This is a genomic window from Enterococcus sp. HMSC076E04 (assembly GCF_001814285.1).
Classification (GTDB): domain Bacteria; phylum Bacillota; class Bacilli; order Lactobacillales; family Enterococcaceae; genus Enterococcus_B; species Enterococcus_B lactis.
On sequence record NZ_KV815577.1, the window covers coordinates 1 to 24948 of the forward strand.

Sequence of the window (24948 nt, forward strand, 5' to 3'; positions counted from 1 at the left end):
GTCACAAGGAGCAATTTCAAAAAACAGCTTCTCACGTTTGATGAATATCGCGACTTGTGAACGAAGCATGGATAAGTGAACCTTCTTTTTGCCACACTACTTTTTTGTAACCAAAAAACGATGGAACGTTGTTTTGATTGCCCTTGATGCGGACAGTCTGAACAGGTTCCATCGTTTCTTTATTTTCTTCGTCTTCTTCTGTGTGTATTTCGCGGTTTTTCTTCTATTGTTGGATCAATCGTGCCATAAAAGGGACGATTGCGGTCAAGGTACCAGACATAAAGAATAAACAATGCAATACATAGTACAAAAAGGATTGCACCTATCATAAATCCTTCAGGCAAGTAGCTGAAAGTAACCGTGTGTTTACCTGCTGGAACTTTTAGCATCAAGAATGCGTTTTTGAAGTTGCTGACTTTGACTGGCTTCCCATCGATCTCGGCTTTCCATCCTTTGTCGTAAGGAATAGTTGTCACCAACATAGAATCTTCTGCGGTATCTACAGTTCCAGAAGCTTTTCTGCCAGAGGCTTCCATTTCGACACCTTTTTCTTTGATCTGATTCATTGCGGCTTGATAGGCTACAACATCTAGACCAACGACTTTCGGCTCCATGAAACTTACTTCTTTCGTCCCATAAAAACTTGCAGTAAATGTCACCGTTGTCTCTTGGGGGTAATAGCCAAGATCATAGTATTGTCCAGAAATATTGATTTGCGTTTTCCTTGATGTACCATTGACAGTGATCGTTGCACTAGAACTTTCTAATTGTGCAAAATTGGTTGGGAATAAGCTTAAGTAAGCTTGTGTATTTGCAGGTACATGGACTTCCCATGTGAGCTCTTTTGGTTGATTATCTGCCGTCTCTGAATAAGTCACACCAGTCGTTGTTTTTGTGATCGTCGTATTTAACTGATTCTTCAAAGTAGGCGTATAGAATGTAAAATACTGTTCATTTAGACCAGATAATGTATTGATCAAATTTGTCTGACTAGTTAAATTATCTGTTACGGGCTGCTCAATATCATTAACGGATAACGGTGCGGTAAATGCCAGTGGCAATGCATTGACATTCTGATACAGTGTATAGTCGCCGCTTTGACCAGCTTGGCGGAAGCCATATTTGCTGAACGTGCTTTCGTTCTTAGAAATGTTGTATTTGATTCCTGTAAAGCCATCCATCAGCAAAGTATTATTATTGTAGCGGATATTCAAATTTGTTCCTCTTGAACGGAACCCTAATGTATCCAGATAAGAGGAAGAATTACGATTTCTTATAGAAGAAAACAAGCTGATGCCGCTGTAACCGTAGTTGATCGAATCATTTGACGATACCGGATCCAGATTTTCCAAGCGGTAAAACGAGTCAGAATCTTCTTTTGTTTCATTTACAAGAGCTTTCAAGTCAGGATAAGGATCCGTATACAAACTGCGGGAAGCATAATTCCAATCATCAAGGATACCATGGATCATGCTGTTCGTATTGACTAATGCCTCAGCGGACATGATCAATAACAACAATATACTTAGATGGTTGAAGGAAAGTTTTTTATGCTGATAAAATCCCACAGCAAAAGCATAGATCCCTAAGAAAACAACTGTCAATACAAAGGAAGTCATCGTCACATAGGTGTAGCTTCCTTCAGGTTTGATGCCCCATGCCACCGCAAAGAGAGCAGCTACGACCAAAATGATTCCTAACAACAGCCCACGATCGTCTTGTTCTATCCTTTCCCATCCTTTTCCTGCAAGCAGGAGAACTAAGAAAGAGAACAGATAGGCATAACGGAATAAAAACATATTCGGTGCATGCATACCATGCCAAAACAAATTCAATGGAACAAGATAAAAACTTGCGATAAGTATGGCGAAAAGACCACCGTACAAAAACTTATTTTTCAACGGTACTTTCCGACTGGCAAAATAAAACAAGCAAAGGACCAGCGGAAGCAGACCTGCGTAAATGAACGGAATCGAACCGTATTTTGTGGTGTCATAAACACCAATCATGTTTTTCATGATCAGATCCAGATAAGAAGTCGCTTCTGTTTTCAACGTAGTGATTTGACTCAATGCTTCGCCATTTGACCGAAGATCCAGTACTGCTGGCAATACAATGATCATTGAAGCGCCGCCTGCCAGTAAAGAAGTGATCCCATAAGGAACAATCGATTTTTTGTATTCTGACCAGTTTGTCAATAGACGGGCAATAAAATATAAGAAAGAAAAGACACCAATCATGAAGCCCATATAAAAACTGGATAGAAACAAGAGCAAATAGCTGATGAATAAAAGTTTCGGCCGTTTCAGATCCATGACACGATGAATCCCCAAAATCACTAATGGAAGATAAACAAAAGCATCCAGCCACATGATGATCTCCGAATGTGCAGTAATGAATGAGATCAATGCGTAACTGACGCTAAGTGCAACATGCCCCCAGCGAGGAATCTTGAACGTGCGTGCAAGAAACCAAAAAGCTAATCCGGCGCAGCCGACTTTAAGCAAAGTCAGAACATAAAGTGCATCTGGCATCATCTGGTTTGGAAAGAAGAAAACCAGTGGCGTGAAGATCCCGCCGAGATAATAAGAAATCAAAGACAGATAATTCAAGCCCAGAGAAGCATTCCATGTATAGAAAATACTTTGCTTTCCAAGAAGGACATTTCGGAAGCTTGCATGAAAATTAGAAAATTGTGAAAAGGCATCACTTGCCAAAATACTTCTGCTGCTCCCGGGATAGATCCCGATACTTAGATAAACAAGTGCTAAAATCAAAAACGGAATCAGGAAACTAGCTGCTGCGTAGCGTCCGTTTTCTCTAAAAAATGACTTTAATTTTTTTTTCATATTTATTTTCCACCAAATTTCTATGAAGTTGTATTTAGTTTATCATATCCTTGTTTTTCTCTGCTTAAAAAGAGTCTAGTTTTCATAAAAAAATAAAATTTGGGAATAAATAACTTCATAATTTGTTCGTATAACAAAAATAAACACAAAAAAAGGGGAGGAATCAAAAATTCCACCCGCCAAAATTTTTATTAAATAAAAAACCGTTCACTATCTGAACGGTCCAAGTATCATTCAATTAAACGCGTTCAACTTTTCCTGATTTCAAAGCACGAGTTGACACCCAAACTTTTTTAGGTTTTCCGTCGACCATAACGCGAACTTTTTGTAAGTTAGGTTTAACAGTACGTTTTGTTGAGTTCATAGCGTGTGAACGGTTGTTTCCACTTTTTGTCTTGCGACCTGTAAAGTAACAAACTTTTGCCATGGTAATTTCCTCCTTTGCCTTGATTTGGAGCAATAGAATAATTCAGCTCATACCAGACTAACATATCATATAGATTGGAAATTTGCAAGTACATTTTCATGGATACAATTGACATTTGTGAAGAATAATTGTAAATTAAACAGGGTTATACCTGAAATTTTGCAAGGTTTTTGAGTACTTTGGGTAACTGCCTTTTATTTCAAGTTGCGCTATGATAAAATATGATAGAAGAAAAATGGGAGTATTTTACCCGTTAAGGAGGCTCATTCATGGCTGTAAAAATTCAAACGTCAGCTGGAACCATTGAAATTACCAATGATGTAATTGCAACAGTTGTTGGTGGCGCCGCGACAGATGTGTTCGGTGTTGTAGGAATGGCCAGCAAAAATCAAATTAAAGATAATATTACTGAGATTTTGCGTAAAGAAAATTACTCAAGAGGAGTAGTTGTCCGCCAAGAAGATAATGGTATTGCTGTAGATGTTTATACGATTATCAGCTATGGTACGAAAATCTCTGAAGTTTCTCGCAACGTCCAAGAAAAAGTGAAATACAATCTAGAGGCATTATTAGGCGTAGCTGCCAATTCAGTTAATGTCTTTGTACAAGGTGTTCGTGTACTGCCAGACTAGGCAGGAGACTGGCTGATAACTCAGCAGTCGATCTGAAGGAGGATTATCTAGGTGAGTGTAACAGAAATAAGTGCAAGCCAGTTCCAGGAAATGGTGCAGGCTGGTGCGAATCGTCTGCAAGTAAATGCAGAATACGTCAATTCATTAAATGTATTCCCTGTGCCAGATGGCGATACGGGAACAAATATGAATCTATCTATGACTAGTGGAGCGAAGGCAGTAGTAGATTCAACCTCAGAAAAAGTAGGAGAATTAGCAGCAATGCTTTCAAAAGGATTGCTGATGGGTGCGCGCGGAAATTCCGGCGTTATTTTGTCTCAATTGTTCCGAGGATTTTCTAAGCAAATTCCAGATGTTGTCTCATTAAATGCTTCTGATCTTGCTGCAGCATTCACTCATGGTGTTGAAACTGCGTATAAAGCAGTAATGAAACCAGTAGAAGGAACGATTTTGACAGTAGCTAGAGAAGCAGCAAAAGCTGGAGAAAAGAAAGCGAAGAGTACAGACGATGTCGTTGAAGTGATGACAGCTGTTGTAAAAGGAGCAAAACGTGCTTTAGCTAAAACCCCAGACTTGCTTCCAGTCCTAAAAGAAGTCGGTGTTGTAGACAGTGGAGGACAAGGATTACTGTTTGTTTATGAGGGCTTTTTAAGCGCATTGAATGGAGAATTCCAAGCGGATGAAACATATGAACCTTCTCCAGCAGAAATGGATGATATGGTCAATGCAGAGCACCATCGCAGTGTCCAAGGACAAATGGCGACAGAAGATATCCATTTTGGTTATTGTACAGAGATCATGGTGAAAATCGGTGAAGGGCCTACTGTTGATAGCACGTTCGACTACGAAGAATTCCGTAACTATTTAGATGGTATTGGAGATTCTTTACTTGTGGTCAATGATGACGAGATCATCAAAGTCCACGTGCATACAGAAAACCCAGGAGAAGTCTTGAACTATGGACAAAAATTCGGTTCATTAGTCAAAATCAAAGTCGACAACATGCGCTTGCAGCATGAGACGATTTTGGAACACGATGAAGAAGTGAACGAGTTTGCGAAAAAAGAAACACCACGTATCCCGTATGGTATCGTAGCAATCGCTGCTGGTAAAGGCGTCCAAGAGCTGTTTGAAAGTTTAGGCGCTAATTATGTTATCAGTGGTGGGCAAACAATGAACCCAAGTACGGAAGACATCGTTAAAGCGATCCAAGAAGTGAACGCAGATAAAGTGATTGTCTTACCGAACAACAAAAACATCTTCATGGCAGCTGATCAAGCGGCAGAAGTAGCAGATATCCCAGTAGCAGTTGTTCCTTCAAGAACGATTTCTCAAGGATTGACGGCTATGCTTTCATTCAATGATCAAGCTTCTTTAGAAGAAAACAAAGAAACGATGACAGAAATGTTGTCTAGCGTCGTAAGTGGTCAAGTCACTCACGCAATCAGAGATACCTCAATCGACGGTGTAGAGATCAAAGAAGGCGACTTTTTAGGCATGATCGATGGAAAAATCATGATCTCTAACCCAGATATCACAGCAACAGCGTTAAGCACACTAGAACAAATGATCAATGAGGACACAGAGATCGTAACGATCTTAGCAGGTGATGAAGGAACAGTTGAACAAGCAAATGAATTTGCTGAGAAACTAACAGAAAAACATCCTGATTTGGAAATCGAGATCCACCAAGGAGATCAGCCTGTCTATCCTTATCTATTTTCTGCTGAATAATTCCTGTGACAGAATATCTTTCTAACACAGTATTCATTCATAAAAGGCCTTCGGTTAGTGATCAGGTATGATCACTGACCAAGTCCTTTTTTTGTTAAAGGAGGGAGGAAAAAATATATGCGTTCTTTAGATGATCCAATCACTATGCTGGCAGGAGTCGGAGAAAAAAGAGCGGCTAGTCTTGCCAGCTTGGGCATCCAAACGATTGAAGACTTACTGACTTATTATCCTTTTCGCTACGAAGATATTCAGGAAAGAAATCTAAACGAGATCCAAGATCAAGAAAAGGTTACTTTGAAAGGAATCGTAGTCTCTCCTCCTGTGATGAATCGATTTGGTTATAAAAAAAGCCGATTGCAATTTCGAATGATGCAAGAACATGATGTGTTCAACGTTTCTTTTTTTAATCAACCTTATCTAAAAGAAAAAGTCATTTTATCGGAGGAAATCGCTGTATACGGTAAATGGGATGCAAAGCGTAAAGCCTTGAACGGGATGAAGATATTAGGTTCTCAAACAATGGATGACTTTTCGCCGATATATCACGTCAACAAATCGATTCGTCAAACGACATTAGTTGATCTAATCAAAAAAGGGTTTCAAGAATACGGCACATTGATCGAAGAAAACCTGCCGAACAACCTTGTGGAGAAATATCGACTACTTGACCGAGCTTCTGCTGTAAGAAGTATGCACTTTCCGAAAAACCACGAAGAAAATCACCAAGCCAAACGACGTGTCGTTTTTGAAGAATTCTTTTTATTTCAAATGCGTCTTCAAGGATTGAAAAAAGCAGAAAAAGCAGAAACGAATGGCTTGGAGATCCTTTATGATGTCCAAAAATTAAAAGAATTTACTCAAAAGTTGCCTTTTGAACTGACAAATGCCCAAAAACGGGTAACGAATGAAATCTGTCGGGATCTTCGCAGTCCTCAACATATGCAGCGACTTTTGCAGGGAGATGTAGGTAGCGGAAAAACAGTGGTTGCCGCAATCGCATTATATGCCACCGTTATAGCGGGTTTCCAAGGTGCGTTGATGGTGCCTACCGAAATCTTGGCACAACAGCACATGGAAAGTTTGCAACAGCTGTTTGATCCCAATGAAGTAACGGTCGCATTGCTTACAGGGTCAACGAAAACAAAAGAACGACGGGAACTCCTTGAAAAACTAGAACGAGGAGAAATCAACGTCGTGATCGGTACACATGCATTGATCCAAGATGGAGTTGAATTTCAGAATTTAGGTCTAGTTATTACGGATGAACAGCACCGTTTTGGTGTGAATCAGCGGAAAGTCCTTCGTGAAAAAGGCTGGCGACCTGATGTCTTGTTTATGACAGCCACTCCGATCCCTAGAACGCTAGCTATCACAGCGTACGGTGAAATGGATGTATCGATCATTGATGAACTTCCAGCTGGACGTATCCCGATTGAAACACGCTGGGTAAGAACACCTCAATTAGACAGTGTACTGGATTGGACAAGGAAAGAACTGGCAAGAGGACATCAAATGTATGTCATCTGTCCACTGATCGAAGAATCAGAAGCATTAGACGTAAAAAACGCAGTGGAAATCTATGAAAAACTTCGTGAATTATTTGCACCAAAATATGAAGTTGGCTTGTTACATGGTAAAATGAAGAATCAGGAAAAAGAAGTGATCATGGAAGCTTTCAAAGATAACCAGATGCAGATATTAGTTTCTACTACGGTAATAGAAGTAGGGGTAAACGTGCCAAACGCAACCGTCATGCTGATTATGGATGCGGATCGATTTGGTTTGGCACAGCTGCATCAGCTTCGTGGACGTGTTGGACGCGGAAGTGATGCTTCCTACTGTATCTTAGTTGCTAATCCCAAAAATGAACTAGGCGTGGAGCGGATGAAAATCATGACAGAGACCACCAATGGTTTTGTACTAAGTGAAAAAGATCTGGAATTACGCGGTCCCGGTGAAGTATTCGGCTTCCGACAATCTGGTTTACCTCAATTTGCGATTGCTGACTTGGTGACAGATGGAAATGTTTTGGAGGTAGCCAGAGAAGAGGCTGCAGCTCTTTGGCAGATAAAGAATTGGCAGATGCTGCCTGAGTATCAGCCTCTAGCACAAAGCCTCCAGATAGAAAATCAGGATAATCGTTATTTCGATTAGCAGACTATGCTATACTTTATAATGATGATGGAAAAAGGAGTGGGAACAATGAAAATTGCCGTAGATGCAATGGGCGGAGATCACGCACCTCAAGCAATTGTAGAAGGCGTGGCTTTAGCGCAGCAAGATTTTCCAGAAGTAGAATTCTTACTTTACGGAAAAGAAGCAGAAATCAAGAAATACTTAATAAATGAAAAAAACATCACGATTATCCATACAGACGAAAAAATCAATAGTGATGATGAGCCAGTAAAAGCGATCCGACGGAAAAAGACTGCTTCAATGGTCCTTGCTGCACAAGCAGTGAAAAACGGCGAAGCGGATGCTATATTTTCAGCAGGGAATACAGGTGCGCTGCTAGCAGCGGGTTTGTTCATCGTAGGACGTATCAAAAATATCGAACGCCCTGGCTTGATGTCTACTTTGCCAGTAGTAGGAAAAGAAGGTGCCGGTTTCGATATGCTGGATCTTGGCGCTAACGCAGAAAACAAACCAGAACATTTGTTGCAATACGGTATTTTAGGTTCTTTCTATGCACGTAAAGTCCGAGGGATCGGACGTCCCCGCGTTGCTCTTTTAAACAACGGAACAGAAGCCACAAAAGGTAGTGAAGTGACGAAAAAAGCCTATGAACTTCTTCAGAATGAAACAAGTTTGAATTTCATTGGAAATGTAGAAGCGCGCGAGTTGCTCAATGGTGTGGCTGACGTAGTAGTCACAGATGGATTTACAGGCAATGCTGTTTTGAAATCCATTGAAGGAACGGCAATGAATATGATGGATCTATTAAAATCCGCTATTCTAAACGAAGGGATCAAAGGGAAAATGGGCGCCATGCTTTTAAAAGACGGCTTGCGTTCTTTGAAATCTGAAATGGATTATTCCAAACATGGCGGAGCTGTTTTGTTTGGCTTGAAAGCACCAGTCATTAAAACCCACGGAGCAACAGGTCCTGATGCTGTCCGCTATACGATCCGCCAAATCCACACGATGCTTGAAACAAATGTAGTAGGACAGTTAGTCGAACAATTTGAAAAAAGCGAAGAATAATATTCAGATAGCTGAGGCAATCCGATTCGTTAAAAAAAGGTGGACATTCCTGAAAAATGTCAGTAAAATTAGCCATGGTGTAGGTAATTGACAAGTGTATGATTCTTGGAGGTGAAAAAGTTGACTCGCGAAGAAGTATTTAACAAAGTAGCGAAAATTATTTCAAATCATTTTGAGATAGATACCGATAAAGTGACGGATGAATTGAACATCAAAGATGATTTAAAAGCTGATTCAATTAGTATTATGGAGTTCGTTTTAGAACTTGAAGATGAATTCGGTACAGAAATTTCAGATGAAGACGCTGAACAAATTGAAACAGTTGGCGGCGCAGTAGATTATATCAGCAGCCATCTCAAATAATTTCAATAAAAGCAAAGAAGGATAAAAAGTTGTATGCAACTTTTTATCCTTCTTTTTTTAATCTTTTTGACACGGAAAAGACATTTTTCTGATAATTCTGGCGATAATTAGAAATTATGTTGCAAAGTAAAGTGGTTTTCTATATAATTATTAATAATTCATTACACAAAGATAAGAATAACCTTTGTTATAAAACGCTTTATTCTGTGTAATGTTCTTTTTTTACTAAGAAAAACTTCCGTTTAGGAAGCAGAGAGGGGTATTCGATTGTCAGATAATCAATTATTAGAAGTTCAGAACCTACATACAGGCTTCCGACTCAAAGATGACTATTACGATGCAGTAGATGATGTTTCATTTACTTTAGACAAAAACGAGATCTTAGCAATCGTTGGGGAATCTGGGTGCGGGAAAAGTACATTAGCTACTACGATTATGGGATTACTTGATCCTAATAACACAAAAATTACAGGTGAAATTTTATATAACGATCTGAATTTAATCGAACTGAACGAAACGCTTTATAATAAAATCCGCGGAAATGATATCGGAATGATTTTCCAAGATCCGTTGTCTGCATTAAATCCTCTCATGAGAATCGAAGACCAGATCAAAGAAGGACTTTCCTATCACACAAAGATGAATGCAGAACAGCGTCAAGCTCGCGCACTGGAATTACTAGAACAAGTAGGGATTCCTAATCCAGCAAGAGTTGGACGTCAATATCCCCATGAATTATCAGGCGGTATGAGACAACGTGTCATCATCGCAATCGCAATCGCCTGCAAACCTCCAATCGTCATTGCAGATGAACCGACGACAGCCCTAGATGTAACCATCCAAGCCCAGATTCTTGATTTACTGAAAGATCTTCAGGAAGAAACAAAAACAGGGATCATCCTGATCACTCATGACTTAGGAGTCGTAGCAGAAATGGCTGATCGAGTGGCAGTGATGTACGGCGGACAGTTTGTTGAAGTAGCGGGTGTAAAAGAACTGTTTGATCATCCGAAACATCCTTATACGCGCTCTTTATTGAACTCTATACCTCAAGAAGGAAATCATGATGCAGAACTCCATGTGATCGAAGGTGTCGTTCCTTCTCTGAAAAACATGCCTCGTAAAGGGTGCCGATTTGCTCCACGTATTCCGTGGATACCAGCAAGTGATCACGAAGAAGATCCTATCCTTCATGAAGTCGCTCCGAACCATTTGGTACGTTGCTCTTGCTACAAGCATTTCCACTTTAGAGACGAAAAAGGAGAGGTGTAGATGACAGAATTAATCACAATCAAAGACCTGAAAGTTCATTACCCTATTCGCAGTGGATTCTTCAATCGAGTAACGGATCATGTATATGCTGTAGATGGTGTGGATTTTATCATCGAAAAAGGAAAGACATATGGTTTGGTGGGAGAGTCCGGTTCCGGAAAATCCACTACAGGAAAAGCAGTCGTTGGTTTAGAAAAGACGACAGCTGGACAAATCATGTATGAAGGAAAAGATGTAACGAAGCGAAGCAACCGAAAAAAAATGGGTTATAACAAAGACGTACAAATGATCTTCCAAGATTCAATGTCTAGTTTGAATCCTAAAAAACGAGTATTGGACATCATTGCAGAACCTATCCGAAATTTTGAACGGTTAAGCGATCAAGAAGAAAAGAAGAAGGTAAAAGGATTGCTAGATATCGTTGGGATGCCGGAAGATACACTTTACAAATATCCTCATGAATTTTCAGGGGGACAACGCCAACGTCTAGGAGTAGCCCGCGCTGTTGCTACTAATCCAAAATTAATCGTGGCCGATGAACCGGTATCTGCTCTGGATCTATCTGTTCAAGCGCAAGTATTGAATTTCATGAAACGGATCCAGCAAGAATACGGTCTCAGCTATTTATTTATTTCTCATGATTTAGGTGTAGTAAAACATATGTGCGACAACATCGCAATTATGTACAAAGGTCGATTTGTAGAAATCGGTACAAGAGAGGACATTTATAATGACCCGCGCCACATCTATACGAAACGTCTGCTTTCAGCAATTCCGAAAATCGATGTAGAAAATCGGGAAAGCCACAAAGAAAATCGCCGAAAAGTAGAACAAGAGTATATCCAAAACCAAAGAGAATACTATGATGCGACTGGCCGAGTCTACGATTTGCGTACGATCACAACTACACATAAAGTGGCGTTGAAAGATGGAGGTGCGAGCTAATGTGGAAAACGATTCTGCGACGTGTTTTATTGATGATCCCGCAAGTTATTATTTTAAGTGTTCTGATCTTCTTATTAGCCCAAGCGATGCCAGGGGATCCATTTACTGGTTTGATCAACCCAAACCAAGATCCGGCAGTGATCGAACAAATGCGACAATCAGCTGGATTGAATGACCCATGGTATGTCCAGTACTTCCGTTGGATCGGAAATGCTTTGCAAGGCGATTTTGGTCAAAGTTTCTTATACAAACGCTCTGTTGCTGACCTAATCGGTGAACGGATCATCAACACGTTATATCTATCGATCTTGACAGTTGTCCTTACTTATTTGATTGCTGTGCCTCTAGGGATGCTAGCAGGCCGGTATCAAAATTCGATCTTGGATAAGATCGTCGTGATTTATAACTTCTTTAGTTTTGCTGTTCCGTTATTTATCTTCGGCTTGATCATGCTGTTTGTTTTTGGTTATCGTTTAGGCTGGTTCCCAACCAGCGGTTCTCAAACACTAGGTTTGCAAGGGGGATTTATCACTCAGTGGATAGATCGCTTGAAATATATTCTGCTACCATCGATTACCCAAGCATTTCTGGCGACTGCCGTTACGATCCAATATCTGCGAAGCGAAGTAATCGATTCGAAGTCGCTTGATTTTGTCAGAACAGCCCGTTCCAAAGGGGTACCGACGAATAAAGTATTCAGTAGACATATCTTCCGGAATGCAGCGTTGCCGATGGCTTCGCAAATGGGGTATGAAATCACTTCGTTGATTGCTGGTTCTGTAGTTATCGAAAAGATTTTTGGCTATCCAGGAGTCGGGAAACTATTTATTGACTCTATTGGTCAACGAGACTACACCGTGATCACATCCTTAGTATTGATTTTAGGAATCGCGACGCTAGTGGGGACATTACTGTCAGATATCATTATGAGTATCGTTGACCCGCGTATTCGGATTCAATAAAACCAATCAGAAAGGAGAATGGATCGATGAGTGAAAAAAACAATACAGCAGTTCAAGAAAGTATCCCTCCTATGGGGATACGAATGATTGCTCGAGAATTTAAAAAAGATAAGATCGCTATTTTTTCATTAGGTTTGCTAGTGGTTTTATTATTAGTGATTTTTATCGGTGCGATGCTGACCGATCAAGATAAAGTGATGTATGTTAGTATTTTTGACAAATATGCTGCCCCAGGAGCAGTTTCGACACAAGGACAAAAGTTCATTCTGGGAGCAGATGAAGGCGGACGTGATGTATTAGGTCAATTGATCATAGGTGCTAGAAACTCTGTTACGATCGGATTTGCGATCACGATCCTTACTTCGATCATCGGGGTTGGATTAGGGATCATCTCTGGCTACTACGGAGGGATCATTGACAACATCTTGATGCGAATCGTTGATTTTATCATGATTCTACCGATCATGTTGATCATCATCGTCTTCGTATCGATTATTTCCAGATACAATGTCTGGTCCTTTATTTTCATCATGAGTGCATTTTATTGGGTAGCTAAAGCCCGATTATTCCGAAGCAAGACATTATCTGAAGCAAGAAGAGATTATGTCAGTGCCTCAAAAACAATGGGAACAAGTGATTTTAAAATCATGTTCCGCGAAATCATGCCGAATCTAAGTTCATTGATCATTACGAACTTGACAATGAACTTTGCGGCAAACATCGGTATCGAGACAACTTTGACTTTCTTAGGTTTCGGTTTGCCGGCAAATGTACCTAGTTTAGGTACACTGATCGGTTATGCAAGTAATGGAGAAGTCTTAGTGAATCGGCAATGGATCTGGTTACCCGCATCAATCCTCATTTTAGTTTTGATGTTGAGTATCAATTATGTTGGACAGGCATTCAAGCGTTCTGCAGATGCACGCCAACGGTTAGGCTAGTTATAGAAGCGAAGGGGGAAATAGGAATGAAGAAAACGATTTTTGGATTTGCAACGCTGATGTCTGCGGTCGTTCTTGCAGCATGCGGGGGCGGAGGTACAGATACTTCTGGAAATAACTCTGGAGGCAACAGCAATAACAAAGAGGAATTAACTTTTCCAATCGCAACAAAAAACAATGATGATGCAATCGAAGACGGTGAATTAGAAGCTGCGGTCGCAACGGACAGTCAGTTCAAAGGATTGTTCCAGTGGGAGTTTTATCAAGATTCATATGATGCAGCGTTTATGGCACCCTCTCACGAACCATTGTTTGCAAACGATGATGATTTTAGAATCACAGATGACGGAGCTGCAACACTTGATCTAGACGAAGATACGAAAAAAGCGACAATCAAAGTAAAAGACAATGTTAAATGGTCAGATGGTGAAGATGTAACGGCGGACGATGTGATTTTCCCTTACGAAATCATTGGGAATAAAGATTACACTGGTATTCGTTATGACGATACTTTCCGTAACATCGTAGGTATGGAAGAATATCATGATGGAAGTGCCGATACGATCTCTGGAATCAAAAAGATAGACGACAAAACAGTTGAAATCGAATATAAAGAAGTAAATCCAAGCATGCTTCAATCGGGTGGCGGTATCTGGACATATGCAGCACCGAAACATACGTTAGAAGGTGTAGCAATCAAAGACATGGAATCAAGCGATCAAGTACGTAAAAATCCAGTGACTTTCGGCCCTTATTACATGAGTAATATTGTTGCAGGAGAATCAGTAGAGTACTTACCAAACGAGCACTACTGGAACGGTACACCTAAATTGAAAAAGATCACGATGAAATCTGTACCGATGGCTAGTGCAACTGAAGCATTGAACTCTAAGCTATATGACATGATTTTCCAAATGCCAACAGATACTTATGATACGTATAAAGAAATTGCTGGCTATACAAACTTAGGACGTGAACAAACTTCTTATACTTATCTAGGATTCAAGTTAGGTAAATGGAATTCAGATACAAAGAGTGTGGAATACAATCCAGATTCAAAAATGGCTGATAAATCATTACGTCAAGCCATGGGCTATGCATTAGATAACAATGCAGTAGGTGAACGTTTCTACGCAGGTTTGAGAAGCAATGCGACTTCATTGATCCCACCAGTATTCCAGTCATATCACGATGATGAAATGAAAGGATTCACACAAGATTTAGACAAAGCGAAAAAACTATTGGATGATGCTGGCTACAAAGATGTGGACGACGATGGTTTAAGAGAAGACAAAGATGGAAACAAATTAACCATCAACTTTGCTTCGATGTCCGGTGGAGAAACAGCGCAACCATTGGCAGATTACTATATCCAACAATGGAAAGAAATCGGTTTGGATGTCCAATACACAACAGGTCGTCTGATTGAATTCAACTCTTTCTACGATAAATTAGAAAACGATGATCCTGAAATCGATGTTTACCAAGCTGCTTGGAATACAGGAACTGATCCAAATCCAAGTGGACTATGGGGACCAAATGCAGCATTCAACTACACTCGTTATGAATCAGAAGAAAATACAAAATTGATCAACGATATCAGTTCAAGCAAAGCATTTGATGAAGACTATTTGAAAGAAGCCTATCAAAAATGGCAACAATATGCGTTTGAAGAAGCATTTGCGATTCCAACGTTGTTCCGTAACGAAGTATTGCCAGTCAACGACCGTGTCAAAGACTGGGATTGGTCCTATGATGTACCAAACCCATGGGCAAATGTTTCTGTTACAGCAGATTCACGTTCATAATCAAAAAAAATGACCGAAAAAGGACGATGTCCTTTTTCGGTTTTTTATTTACTGTTATTTTTGTATAGCGAATAAAAATAAAGTAGTTTTTTAAAATTTTATTTTAAAAACGCGTTGAACATAAATGTGTTATTATATATAATTTAAATAGATTTTAAAAAAGAAGATTGAATGAAATATATGTTATTTAATTTAAGTCAAATAAAAATAATTGTTATTTTAAACTGATGAAAATCTTTCGCGTAGTTAATAAAAGAGAAGGTTCACACTTATCTCTTTTTAAAATAAAAAAAGGGGGACCGAACGACTGTCGCCTTGTTGCTTGTTCAAGTATGTTTCAATAGTCACTCGTGAGACACTTTAGGCACTCAAAAAAGGGAGCGGATACAAAATGAAGAGAAATGTGAAAAAGATGATAGCAAGTTCATGTACACTTATTGCCTTGAGCAACTGGATCGCACCAATCAATGCCGTTAGTGCGGCTGATCCAGCCGCTTCTTTCTTCTAAACGATGAAAAAAATCTATCGCTTCTTTTTTCTATTCACAGTCACCAGTTTTTTATATGCTATTTCTTTTGCTGGAACCGAAATGATCAAATCAGCGATTCCAGAAATCCATTCATCGATCATCATCGAAGCAGCGAGTGGTGAAGAAAATCAGCAGGAAATGTACCAGACGATTGCGAAATATGCTAGAGAAAAGCAATTGGATCTCCATAAGATCCTCTTTCGAATCGGCAAAGATGGGGAAACGTATAAAGATATCTATACGTTTGGTAAAGAAGGGTATTCGACCTATAGCTTTTCCCCTATAGCATCCGATTATCCTATCAATTTTTATGATTCTTCGAAACTATCTACTGAAGAAGTACTTGGCGGTTATATGATCACAGAGGAACCGCCTGCCAATATGATCGAAGAATTTTATGATATGGGGATGGAAATAACGATTGAAAGGGCACAATGGCCGCTTTATCTAGCTTCAGGTTTGCTATTAAGTATCGGTCAATTGTTCTGTATGCTTTTCTTGTGCTTATTCTTAGCTCTATTATTCTATAAGTCCTCTATGAGAAAGAAAGTCGGGATTCTCGAAACACTTGGACGAAGCAAAGCAAAACTAGTGTGTAAAGATAGTTTGATAGATGCGGCCATCTTCACGGTTATTTTAGCTGGCTTTGCATGGTTTTATCCCTATCTGCACTTTCTTTATCCCCAGATTCTGTTATGGGGGATCGTTGGAATCATCATCATGCACATATCAAGCAGCTGGGTGATTTATTCATGGGGATCGATTGCTGATAAAATAAAGGGACAGAAACCGTATAGATGGCTGTCCTACACGAATCACCTTATCAAGGCCGCCTTGCTTGTATTTATCGTAGTAAGCGGGAATATGATCTTGTCTAGTATGGATGAGAACAAACAACTAGAACAGCAATTAGCTTATTGGAATGACATTCCTGATTATTATCACTTGAGATTTAGTAATATCACGACCAAATTACCAGATAATTCTAGAAATTTTACGAGAGAAGAAAGAAAAAAAGAAGCGAAAAGGATCAATCAGGACATGCTTCCTTTATTAGAACGAGCAGAACAATCAGGTGGGATCCTTTTGAGGGATAATGAATTTGGCCATACGAGTGACGTTCTTACCTACATTCAAAATGATGCTTATTGGTTAGTCAACCATAATGCCGTACACGAATTGAAAGTCAAAGATATACACGGAAAACCAATCTATCCATTAGAAGATGCCTTCTTCTATGTGTTGATCCCAGAAAATAAAAAGCAATACACGGATCTGATCGTTAAAATGGCAGAAGATGAAATCACTTTTTACCAAAATTCCTTCGAGTATGAACAAGACGAGTATCAGGGGGAATTAAAGGTGATCTATACCCAATCGAATCAAACCATCTTTAATTATAATTTTGATTTACTTGAGAATATCTTTTCTTTCAATCCGATCATTGTGTCCATTTCTTTGCCTTTGATCCAACCTAATATAGAGATATGGATAAGTGAGGTATCGAACGGCTCCTATTTGTTTCGAAATGGTCGAGAAGTTCAAGTGTTTATTGAAGAGAATGGCATTGAAGATGATTTTTACGGCCTAACATCTGTGAAAGACAGAATCAGCGAAGTAATTGCAAAAGCGCGTTCAGAATTTTACACAGCGCTAGTCGTCTTCTTACTGATTCTTATCAGTTTTGTTGCTATTGAACTATATGCGAGCATGATTTATGCAGAAGTAAATAAGAAAAAATCATTTTTAGCGTACATTACTGGTAAACCGCTGTTCCAGCGTCACAAAACTTACTATTTCATGACGGCGGGGATATCTTCAGGTGTTTTAGGGATCTTACTCATATGGCAGAAGGACTTATGGCCGATTGCACTGGCTGTATTCAGCTTTGAGCTGTTTTTGCTACTCCCAACGACTTATCTATCTGAGAAAAAGCAACGGCTGGAGGTGATCAAAAATGATTGATGTTAGAAAAATCACAAAAAAATACAAAGAGAAAACGATTTTTGAACACCTTTCTTTTTCTGTGCCCGCGGGTTCTATGCTTGCCATCACAGGAGAAAGTGGGATAGGTAAAACGACTTTATTGAATTGTTTAGGCCAGTTGGAAACGATAAATGAAGGGGAAATCTTGATCAATGGCCAAAAAATCAGCCGAAAAAACAGAAAAACATTTTTTCGGGAACAAGCTGGTTTTTTATTTCAAAACTATGCACTGATCGACAACGAAACAGTGAAGCAAAACTTGACCTTGGTCTCAAAAGAGGAGCAGAAAATCAAAGAATCCCTCGAAAAATTTCAGGTAGACCATTTGATAGACAAAAAAATATTTCTCTTAAGCGGAGGCGAACAGCAGCGAGTAGCTCTTGCTCGTTTATTTTTGAAAGAACCAAAGATCATCTTTGCAGATGAGCCAACAGCCTCTCTTGATCAAAAGAACAAAGAAATCGTTCTTCATGCACTACAAGAACTGAATGCAAAAGGAGCTACGGTCCTTGTGGTCACCCATGATCCAACATTGGCAGCAGAATTCGATCATGTGTTGGACATGAATGAATGGAAGAAATCAATCCAATAAACCTTATTTATGTGTTTATTCTGTTGGTTTTGTCTGATAGTTTACCAGTGATTGGAAGTGATTGGACTGTTTTTTTCAATCGTTTTATTGAAAAGTCATCAGCCAAAGATTCACCCACGATGGATAAAATGGTGTGTTCATTTTGCTCCTTTTTCAAGTGTTACTAACGGTGATTCTTCTATTGAGCATTCATGTTTCAGAGGTTCAGCTAGTACCCGCCCAAGAAGTCATTGAAAACATACGAGAATAAGGGATTGTACAAAAAAAGGAATGTGACAATAGTCGTGTCACATCCTTTTTTTGTATGAACAGTATTCAATCAGCTATTCCACGGTATTCGTTCAAGAAACGGCAAAATATGAGAAGCTGTCTTTCTGTTTATTTCTCTAATACTCCAAACTAAACGGCTTTTTCACAACCTCTCGTCAATCACTAGGATTATTAAAGCTTTACTTACCTTTTACCCGAACCATTTCAAATTTAACAAAAAACCAGTATAATAAGGAAGTATCGAAAAAATATCCATAAAAGGAATGTGGAAAATGGACAACCAGCTGACAAAAGAACTAAAAGAAAATTATAACATCGTTTTTCACGATCTAAATTTGCTTGAACAAGCTTTTACCCATTCATCCTATGTGAATGAGCATCGCAATCTGCAATTATCGGATAATGAACGACTTGAATTTTTAGGAGATGCCGTTTTAGAATTGATGGTTTCTCAGTATTTATTCCGTTTATATCCTCATTTGCCAGAAGGAAAATTGACAAAAACACGAGCAGCGATCGTTCGCGAAGACAGCTTATCGAAATTTGCCAAAGAATGTCACTTTGATCAATATGTTCTGTTGGGCAAGGGAGAAGAGAATTCAGGAGGACGTACGCGACCAGCATTGCTTTGCGACCTATTCGAAGCTTTTTTAGGCGCGTTATATCTTGACCAAGGATTCGACACGACCCATGCGTTCATCGAAAAAGTGATTTTTCCTAAAGTCAAAGCAGGTGCTTTTTCACATGAGATGGATCATAAAACAAAATTGCAAGAAGTCTTGCAAAAATCAGGTGATGTATCGATCGAATACCGATTGATCAATGAAGAAGGTCCAGCTCATGAACGAGTATTTTGGATCGAAGTTTACGTAGATGATCAATTGATTGGCACTGGACAAGGAAAATCGAAAAAATTAGCAGAACAAGCTGCGGCGGAAAATGCATTGGCAGCACTGTAAAAGTAAGTGAGGGAAAGCTTTGTATTTGAAACGAATTGAAATAGCCGGTTTTAAATCATTTGCAGACAAGACAGTCATTGATTTTGAAAACAGCGTCACAGCAGTGGTTGGACCAAATGGCAGCGGAAAAAGCAATATTACAGAAGCTATCCGCTGGGTATTAGGAGAACAATCTGCTAAAAGTTTGCGAGGCGGAAAAATGCCGGATATCATCTTTGCCGGTTCCGATACCCGTAAGCAGCTGAATATTGCAGAAGTCACAGTGATTTTAGACAATAGTGATCATTATCTGCCATTGGAGTACAATGAGATCAGTGTAACCCGCCGTTATCGACGGACTGGGGAAAGCGAGTTTTTCATCAATAAACAAAGCTGCAGATTAAAAGATATCCAAGAATTGTTCTTAGATTCTGGATTAGGAAAAGAATCGTTCTCAATCATTTCTCAAGGAAAAGTAGAAGCGATTTTCAGTAGTAAACCGGAAGACCGTCGTGGGATCTTTGAAGAAGCAGCTGGTGTGTTGAAATACAAGCAGCGGAAAAAGAAAGCAGAACAAAAGCTTTTTGAAACAGAAGACAACCTCAGCCGCGTCCAAGACATCATCCATGAATTGGAAGAACAGTTAACTCCTTTGGCCGCCCAGAGTGAGGCAGCAAAGGAGTTTTTACGGCTAAAAGAAACACTGACTCAAACCGATGTTTCTTTGATGGTTGCTGAAATCAAGACAGCAAAAAAAGATTGGGACAACAAACAAGCACAGCTTGCGAAATTCAATCTAGAATTAGGCAAACTATCTGAGTCGATCCAAGAACAAGAATCCATTTTGGCGAAGCAGCGTAAAGAAAATGCGCAAGCCGACCGTCTGATCGAAAAAAATCAGCAAGTATTATTAGATCTTTCGGAAAAACTGAAGCAGACAGAAGGACAAAAAGATGTTTTGCAGGAGCGGACAAAGCATACACAAAAAAGCTCGCAAGAATATCAAACTTCATTAGCAGAAGCACAAAAAAAGGTTAAACATTTTGAAAAGCTTCAAGAAAGCTTGATGAAAGAAGCAGCAGAAAAAGAAACAGAGATCCAAAAAGCTGAAGCAAATCTCATAAAAACACAGCAAGAATTAGAAAAATACCAAAAATCAACGAAAGAATTATTGGCAGAACTAAGAGATCAATATGTTGATTTGATGCAAGAACAAGCAGCTGTAGGAAACGAACTGAAGTATCTGGAACGTCAATATGTACAAGAAACAGCAAAAAGCAAGCAGACGTTAGCCAAGCAATCGGAAGTAGAAGCATCAGTAGATCGATTGATCTTACAAAAAGAAGAATTGACACAAAAGCAGGCGCAGCTAAAATCATCTTTAACTGAAACAAAAGAGAAGTTAGAACTGATCCAACGAAACGGGAAAAAGTTCCAAGAAGCATTAGCAAAAGAACAGCCTAAAATGTATCAATTGATGAATCAAGTCCAGCAGCTGCGTGCTCGTCAGAAAAGCCTTCAAGAGATCCAAGAAAACTATTTTGGTTTTTACCAAGGCGTTCGATTGGTCTTGCAGCATAAACAGCAGCTTTCCGGTATTGTCGGAGCAGTGGCTGAACTGATCGACGTCCCTGCAGATTTCACGTTAGCCATTGAAACAGCTTTAGGTGGAGCAGCTCAACATGTCATCGTTGAAAATGAAAAAGATGCTCGGCAAGCCATCACGTATTTGAAACAGCAAAGAGGAGGAAGAGCAACATTCCTTCCGCTGACGACAATCAAACCAAGACAGTTACCAGCTCATATATTGACACAAGCAGCAGCTATAGAAGGGTTTATAGGGATTGCCAGTGAACAAGTTGCTTATCCTGATCAAATCCAAACAGTGGTTCAAAACCTGTTAGGAACGATTCTTTTAGCAAAAGACTTAACTAGTGCCAATGCGATCGCGCAAACGATCCGCTATCAATACCGAGTGGTTTCCTTAGAAGGTGACGTGATGAATGCCGGAGGATCCATGACAGGTGGAGCGAACAAACGAGGAAACCAAGGCAGTTTGTTTGTACAAAACCAAGAATTGAAACAGTTGACTAGTGAATTCGAAGAAGCAGATAAACAACTTCAAGTGCAAGAAAAGAAAGTTCAGGAGCTGCAACAAGAAACAGCTCGTTTAGCCGAAGAACAAGAAATTTTGCGTACACGAGGCGAACAATTACGTTTCGAAGAACAAGAAGCGACAAATCAGTTGCAAAACATCATAAACGAACTTGAACGTTTTGAAAAAGAAAAGCAAATCTCAACTTTTGAGACACGTGAGCTACAGCAGTTTATCGAAGATTACGAAAAACAAACGAACGAGTTGAAAGACAAACAAACAGATCTTGAAACGCAACGTCAACAAATCGACGAAGAGATCAAATCTTTAAGTCAAGAAAGTGACCAGATGGAAGCCAGAAGAGCACAAGTGCAAAGTCAAAAAGCACAAGAACAAGCAGATCTTGCTGTCTTGAAAGAGCAGTTTAATCATCTGCAGATCCAGCTCCGCGGTGCCCGGGTCCAAAAAGCAGAGGCAATCGAACGTCAAGAAGCGATAGAAAAACAGTTGGCGACATTGACAGCAGACTTTTCTGATCATGAAGTCACAGAAGAAAGTTTGGAAAAACAAATTAACGAATTATCTGCTCAGCGAGAAACATTGAAAGCTGAGTTGGCAAAAGCCAAAGAGCAGCGAGATAGAAGGCAGAGGGAAATCGATGAGCTTGAAGCAGTCTTGGCAGAGCGTAATCGTGAGCAAAAAGCACGACTGTCGGAACAATCCAAATTAGAAGTCCAAAAAGACCGAGCTGAAATGATTTTAGATAATCATTTGACCTATCTGCAGTCAGAATATCAGCTGACATTTGAGAAAGCTTCCCATGACTATCAAGAAACAACCGATATCGAAGACAGCAGAATAAAGGTTGCCTCCTTAAAAGAACAAATTGAAAAGCTAGGACCAGTAAACTTAAATTCAATCGAACAATACGAACAAGTCAGTGAAAGACATACCTTCTTAGCAACACAGCGAGATGATCTGTTAGCAGCGAAAAACCAGTTGTTTGAAACGATGGATGAGATGGATGATGAAGTGCGGACAAGATTCAAAGAAGTATTTGAAGCTATCCGTCAAGAATTCAAAATTGTCTTTCCTAATATGTTTGGCGGCGGTAAAGCTGAATTAGTATTGACAGAACCAACGGATCTGCTGAAAACAGGTATTGAGATTGAAGTACAACCTCCTGGCAAGAAACTGCAAAGTTTAAGTTTGCTTTCCGGAGGAGAACGAGCACTTACAGCCATTGCGCTGCTCTTTTCTATTATCCGTGTCTGTCCTGTTCCGTTTTGTATCTTAGATGAGGTAGAAGCAGCGTTAGATGAAGCAAATGTGAAACGTTTTGGTCGTTACTTAAGCGACTTCCAAGATGACACACAATTTATCGTAGTCACACACCGCAAAGGAACGATGGTCGCAGCAGATGTACTGTACGGAGTGACGATGCAGGAATCCGGTGTATCAAAAATCGTTTCTGTACGGATGGAAGATATCAATGAAGAGGCGAAAATCAACGAAACGAAAGTGTAGGAACGAAAATGATCAAATTAGTAGCAATCGATTTGGATGGTACATTATTAAATGAACAAAAGCTGATTTCAGATGAGAATAAACAAGCATTAGCACAAGCAAAACAGCAAGGGGTCAAGATCGTTCTATGTACAGGACGCCCCTTAGCTGCAATGGCGCATTATCTGCAAGAATTAGGGCTGGTAGATGAGGGTGATTACAGCATCACTTTCAACGGCGGTTTGGTACAAAAAAACGATACTGGTGAAATCATGGAAAAGAAAGTGATGGAAGTATCAGATATCCAACGCTTATACAAATTGGCTCAGCAATTGGATCTGCCACTAGATGTTTTGTCTGACAATGTGGTTTTACAGCTGCCTAGTGCCCCAAGAAAGCAATCCTTGTACAATGTGTTGAATAAGCTGCTGCAATTCCAACCAGCGGATATAAGCGATATTACAGATGAATTTGTGCTTAATAAGGCAGTAATCGCTTATGACCAAGAAGAATTAGATCCTAAAATCAAAGAAATACCAGCAGAATTCCATGAAATGTATGAGATCATCAAAACGAGAAGTATGCTTTTGGAATTTATGCCAAAAGGTGTCACAAAAGCTTATGGTATTTCTTTATTGGCAAAAGATCTTGGTTTGAAACAAGAAGAAATCATGGCAATCGGTGATGAAGAAAATGATTTACCGATGATCCAATACGCTGGTCTAGGCGTAGCGATGGAGAATGCTGTGCCTTTCGTCAAAGAAGCAGCAGATTTTGTGACAGCCAGCAATGAAGAAAATGGCGTAGCCAAAGTGATCCAAAAATTTGTATTAGAGTAGGGGGGAGTCAAATGGGATTTTTTGATAAAATCAAGCGTGCTTTTACTGGCGAAGAGAAAACGGAAGAAGTTGAAGTACAGGAGAAGTACGACAAGGGTTTAGAAAAGACGCGTAAAACATTTGGTGAACGGATGAATGAGCTGTTTGCCAATTTTCGAACAGTCGATGAAGACTTTTTTGAAGAATTAGAAGAAACACTTATCGGGGCAGATGTAGGTTTTGAAACAGCGATACGAATCACCGAAGCGTTACGTCAAGAAGTGAAACTCAGAAATGCGAAAAAATCGGCAGAAGTTCAAAATGCGATCATCGAGAAACTTGTGGATCTCTATGAAGCGGAAGGAATCAATGAAGTAAATGAACTAAATATCCAAGAAGACGGACTAACAGTTATTTTGTTTGTCGGCGTCAATGGTGTAGGGAAAACAACAAGTATTGGTAAACTTGCCCATCAGTTCAAAAACGAAGGTAAAAAAGTGTTGATGGCAGCAGCAGATACCTTCCGTGCTGGAGCAATCGACCAATTAGTTGTCTGGGGCGAACGCGCTGGTGTTGAAGTTGTTCGTGGCAATGCAGGCGGCGATCCAGCAGCTGTCGTATTCGATGCTTTGGAAAGAGCAAAGACAGAACAGGCAGATGTTTTACTAGTTGATACTGCAGGCCGACTGCAAAATAAAGTGAACTTGATGAACGAATTGGAAAAAATAAAACGAGTAATCCAGCGGGAATTACCAGAAGCACCCCAAGAAACACTACTTGTATTAGATGCAACAACTGGTCAAAACGCGATGGTTCAAGCAAAACAATTCAAAGAAACAACAGATGTGACCGGTCTTGTTTTGACAAAATTAGATGGTACAGCAAAAGGCGGTATCGTACTTGCTATCCGTAATGAATTGCATTTACCAGTGAAATTGGTTGGGTTGGGTGAAGGAATCGATGACTTGGAGCCGTTTGATCCAAACGATTTTGTCGTTGGATTATTCAAAGGATTGCTAAAAGAAGAATAACCCATGTCTAAAAAGCAGGAGCTGTGACAAAAGTTGCAGCTCCTTG

At 39.7% G+C, this 24948-nt stretch carries 19 protein-coding genes; 16 read left to right on the top strand and 3 right to left on the bottom strand.

The genetic code is table 11. The annotated features are described in order from the left end of the window. Positions 1 to 31: 31 nt before the first annotated feature. From HMPREF2961_RS15505 to rpmB, 3 genes are all read right to left on the bottom strand, one after another. Positions 32 to 172, bottom strand: coding sequence for a hypothetical protein (locus HMPREF2961_RS15505; RefSeq protein WP_016628843.1), 141 nt, complete (start codon positions 170 to 172; stop codon positions 32 to 34). A 7-nt stretch (positions 173 to 179) separates the two neighbouring features. Next, on the bottom strand, positions 180 to 2849 hold the full coding sequence (locus tag HMPREF2961_RS02875; RefSeq protein WP_002315507.1) for a YfhO family protein: 2670 nt from the start codon (positions 2847 to 2849) through the stop codon (positions 180 to 182). Positions 2850 to 3087: 238 nt separating this feature from the next. Next, positions 3088 to 3276: a 50S ribosomal protein L28 gene (gene rpmB / locus HMPREF2961_RS02880; RefSeq protein ID WP_002290463.1), complete on the bottom strand. Its 189-nt coding sequence runs from the start codon at positions 3274 to 3276 to the stop codon at positions 3088 to 3090. Positions 3277 to 3545: 269 nt separating this feature from the next. Between rpmB and HMPREF2961_RS02885 the strand changes: the two genes are divergently transcribed. From HMPREF2961_RS02885 to ftsY, 16 genes are all read left to right on the top strand, one after another. Continuing rightward, complete coding sequence (locus HMPREF2961_RS02885) at positions 3546 to 3908, top strand: Asp23/Gls24 family envelope stress response protein (RefSeq protein WP_002290464.1); 363 nt, start codon at positions 3546 to 3548, stop codon at positions 3906 to 3908. Positions 3909 to 3959: 51 nt separating this feature from the next. Further along, entirely contained in the window at positions 3960 to 5642 is a 1683-nt protein-coding gene (locus HMPREF2961_RS02890) for a DAK2 domain-containing protein (protein ID WP_002290465.1), read from the top strand. 117 nt (positions 5643 to 5759) lie between these two features. Next, positions 5760 to 7796 carry an ATP-dependent DNA helicase RecG gene (gene recG, locus HMPREF2961_RS02895; protein ID WP_002315509.1) on the top strand — a complete coding sequence of 679 codons (2037 nt, stop codon included), beginning with the start codon at positions 5760 to 5762 and terminating at the stop codon, positions 7794 to 7796. Between the two features lie 48 nt (positions 7797 to 7844). Then, a complete protein-coding gene (gene plsX / locus HMPREF2961_RS02900) occupies positions 7845 to 8846 on the top strand; it encodes a phosphate acyltransferase PlsX (RefSeq protein WP_002315510.1) in 1002 nt (333 codons plus the stop codon). Between the two features lie 120 nt (positions 8847 to 8966). Further along, positions 8967 to 9209: an acyl carrier protein gene (gene acpP, locus HMPREF2961_RS02905; protein ID WP_002294295.1), complete on the top strand. Its 243-nt coding sequence runs from the start codon at positions 8967 to 8969 to the stop codon at positions 9207 to 9209. Between the two features lie 267 nt (positions 9210 to 9476). Continuing rightward, positions 9477 to 10481, top strand: coding sequence for an ABC transporter ATP-binding protein (locus HMPREF2961_RS02910; protein ID WP_002309832.1), 1005 nt, complete (start codon positions 9477 to 9479; stop codon positions 10479 to 10481). Further along, entirely contained in the window at positions 10482 to 11426 is a 945-nt protein-coding gene (locus tag HMPREF2961_RS02915; RefSeq protein WP_002315511.1) for an ABC transporter ATP-binding protein, read from the top strand. It abuts the gene before it with no gap. After that, positions 11426 to 12388: an oligopeptide ABC transporter permease gene (opp4B, locus tag HMPREF2961_RS02920; RefSeq protein ID WP_002290474.1), complete on the top strand. Its 963-nt coding sequence runs from the start codon at positions 11426 to 11428 to the stop codon at positions 12386 to 12388. Before HMPREF2961_RS02915 ends, opp4B begins: the two co-directional genes overlap by 1 nt. Positions 12389 to 12414: 26 nt before the next feature. Continuing rightward, the gene (locus tag HMPREF2961_RS02925) at positions 12415 to 13329 is read left to right on the top strand and encodes an ABC transporter permease (RefSeq protein ID WP_002290475.1); all 915 of its coding nucleotides are present in this window, start codon (positions 12415 to 12417) and stop codon (positions 13327 to 13329) included. 26 nt (positions 13330 to 13355) lie between these two features. After that, positions 13356 to 15137 (top strand): oligopeptide ABC transporter substrate-binding protein, encoded by a 1782-nt coding sequence (locus HMPREF2961_RS02930; protein ID WP_002315512.1) that lies wholly within the window; start codon positions 13356 to 13358, stop codon positions 15135 to 15137. Between the two features lie 511 nt (positions 15138 to 15648). After that, entirely contained in the window at positions 15649 to 17631 is a 1983-nt protein-coding gene (locus HMPREF2961_RS02935) for a DUF1430 domain-containing protein (protein WP_070703931.1), read from the top strand. Beyond that, on the top strand, positions 17624 to 18244 hold the full coding sequence (locus HMPREF2961_RS02940; RefSeq protein ID WP_002315514.1) for an ABC transporter ATP-binding protein: 621 nt from the start codon (positions 17624 to 17626) through the stop codon (positions 18242 to 18244). Before HMPREF2961_RS02935 ends, HMPREF2961_RS02940 begins: the two co-directional genes overlap by 8 nt. A gap of 542 nt (positions 18245 to 18786) precedes the next feature. Continuing rightward, on the top strand, positions 18787 to 19473 hold the full coding sequence (rnc, locus tag HMPREF2961_RS02945) for a ribonuclease III (RefSeq protein WP_002287896.1): 687 nt from the start codon (positions 18787 to 18789) through the stop codon (positions 19471 to 19473). Between the two features lie 19 nt (positions 19474 to 19492). Then, the gene (smc, locus tag HMPREF2961_RS02950; protein ID WP_070703933.1) at positions 19493 to 23074 is read left to right on the top strand and encodes a chromosome segregation protein SMC; all 3582 of its coding nucleotides are present in this window, start codon (positions 19493 to 19495) and stop codon (positions 23072 to 23074) included. Positions 23075 to 23082: 8 nt separating this feature from the next. Continuing rightward, positions 23083 to 23892, top strand: coding sequence for a Cof-type HAD-IIB family hydrolase (locus HMPREF2961_RS02955; protein WP_002287898.1), 810 nt, complete (start codon positions 23083 to 23085; stop codon positions 23890 to 23892). 11 nt (positions 23893 to 23903) lie between these two features. Beyond that, complete coding sequence (gene ftsY / locus HMPREF2961_RS02960; protein ID WP_002287900.1) at positions 23904 to 24902, top strand: signal recognition particle-docking protein FtsY; 999 nt, start codon at positions 23904 to 23906, stop codon at positions 24900 to 24902. Positions 24903 to 24948: the final 46 nt, after the last annotated feature.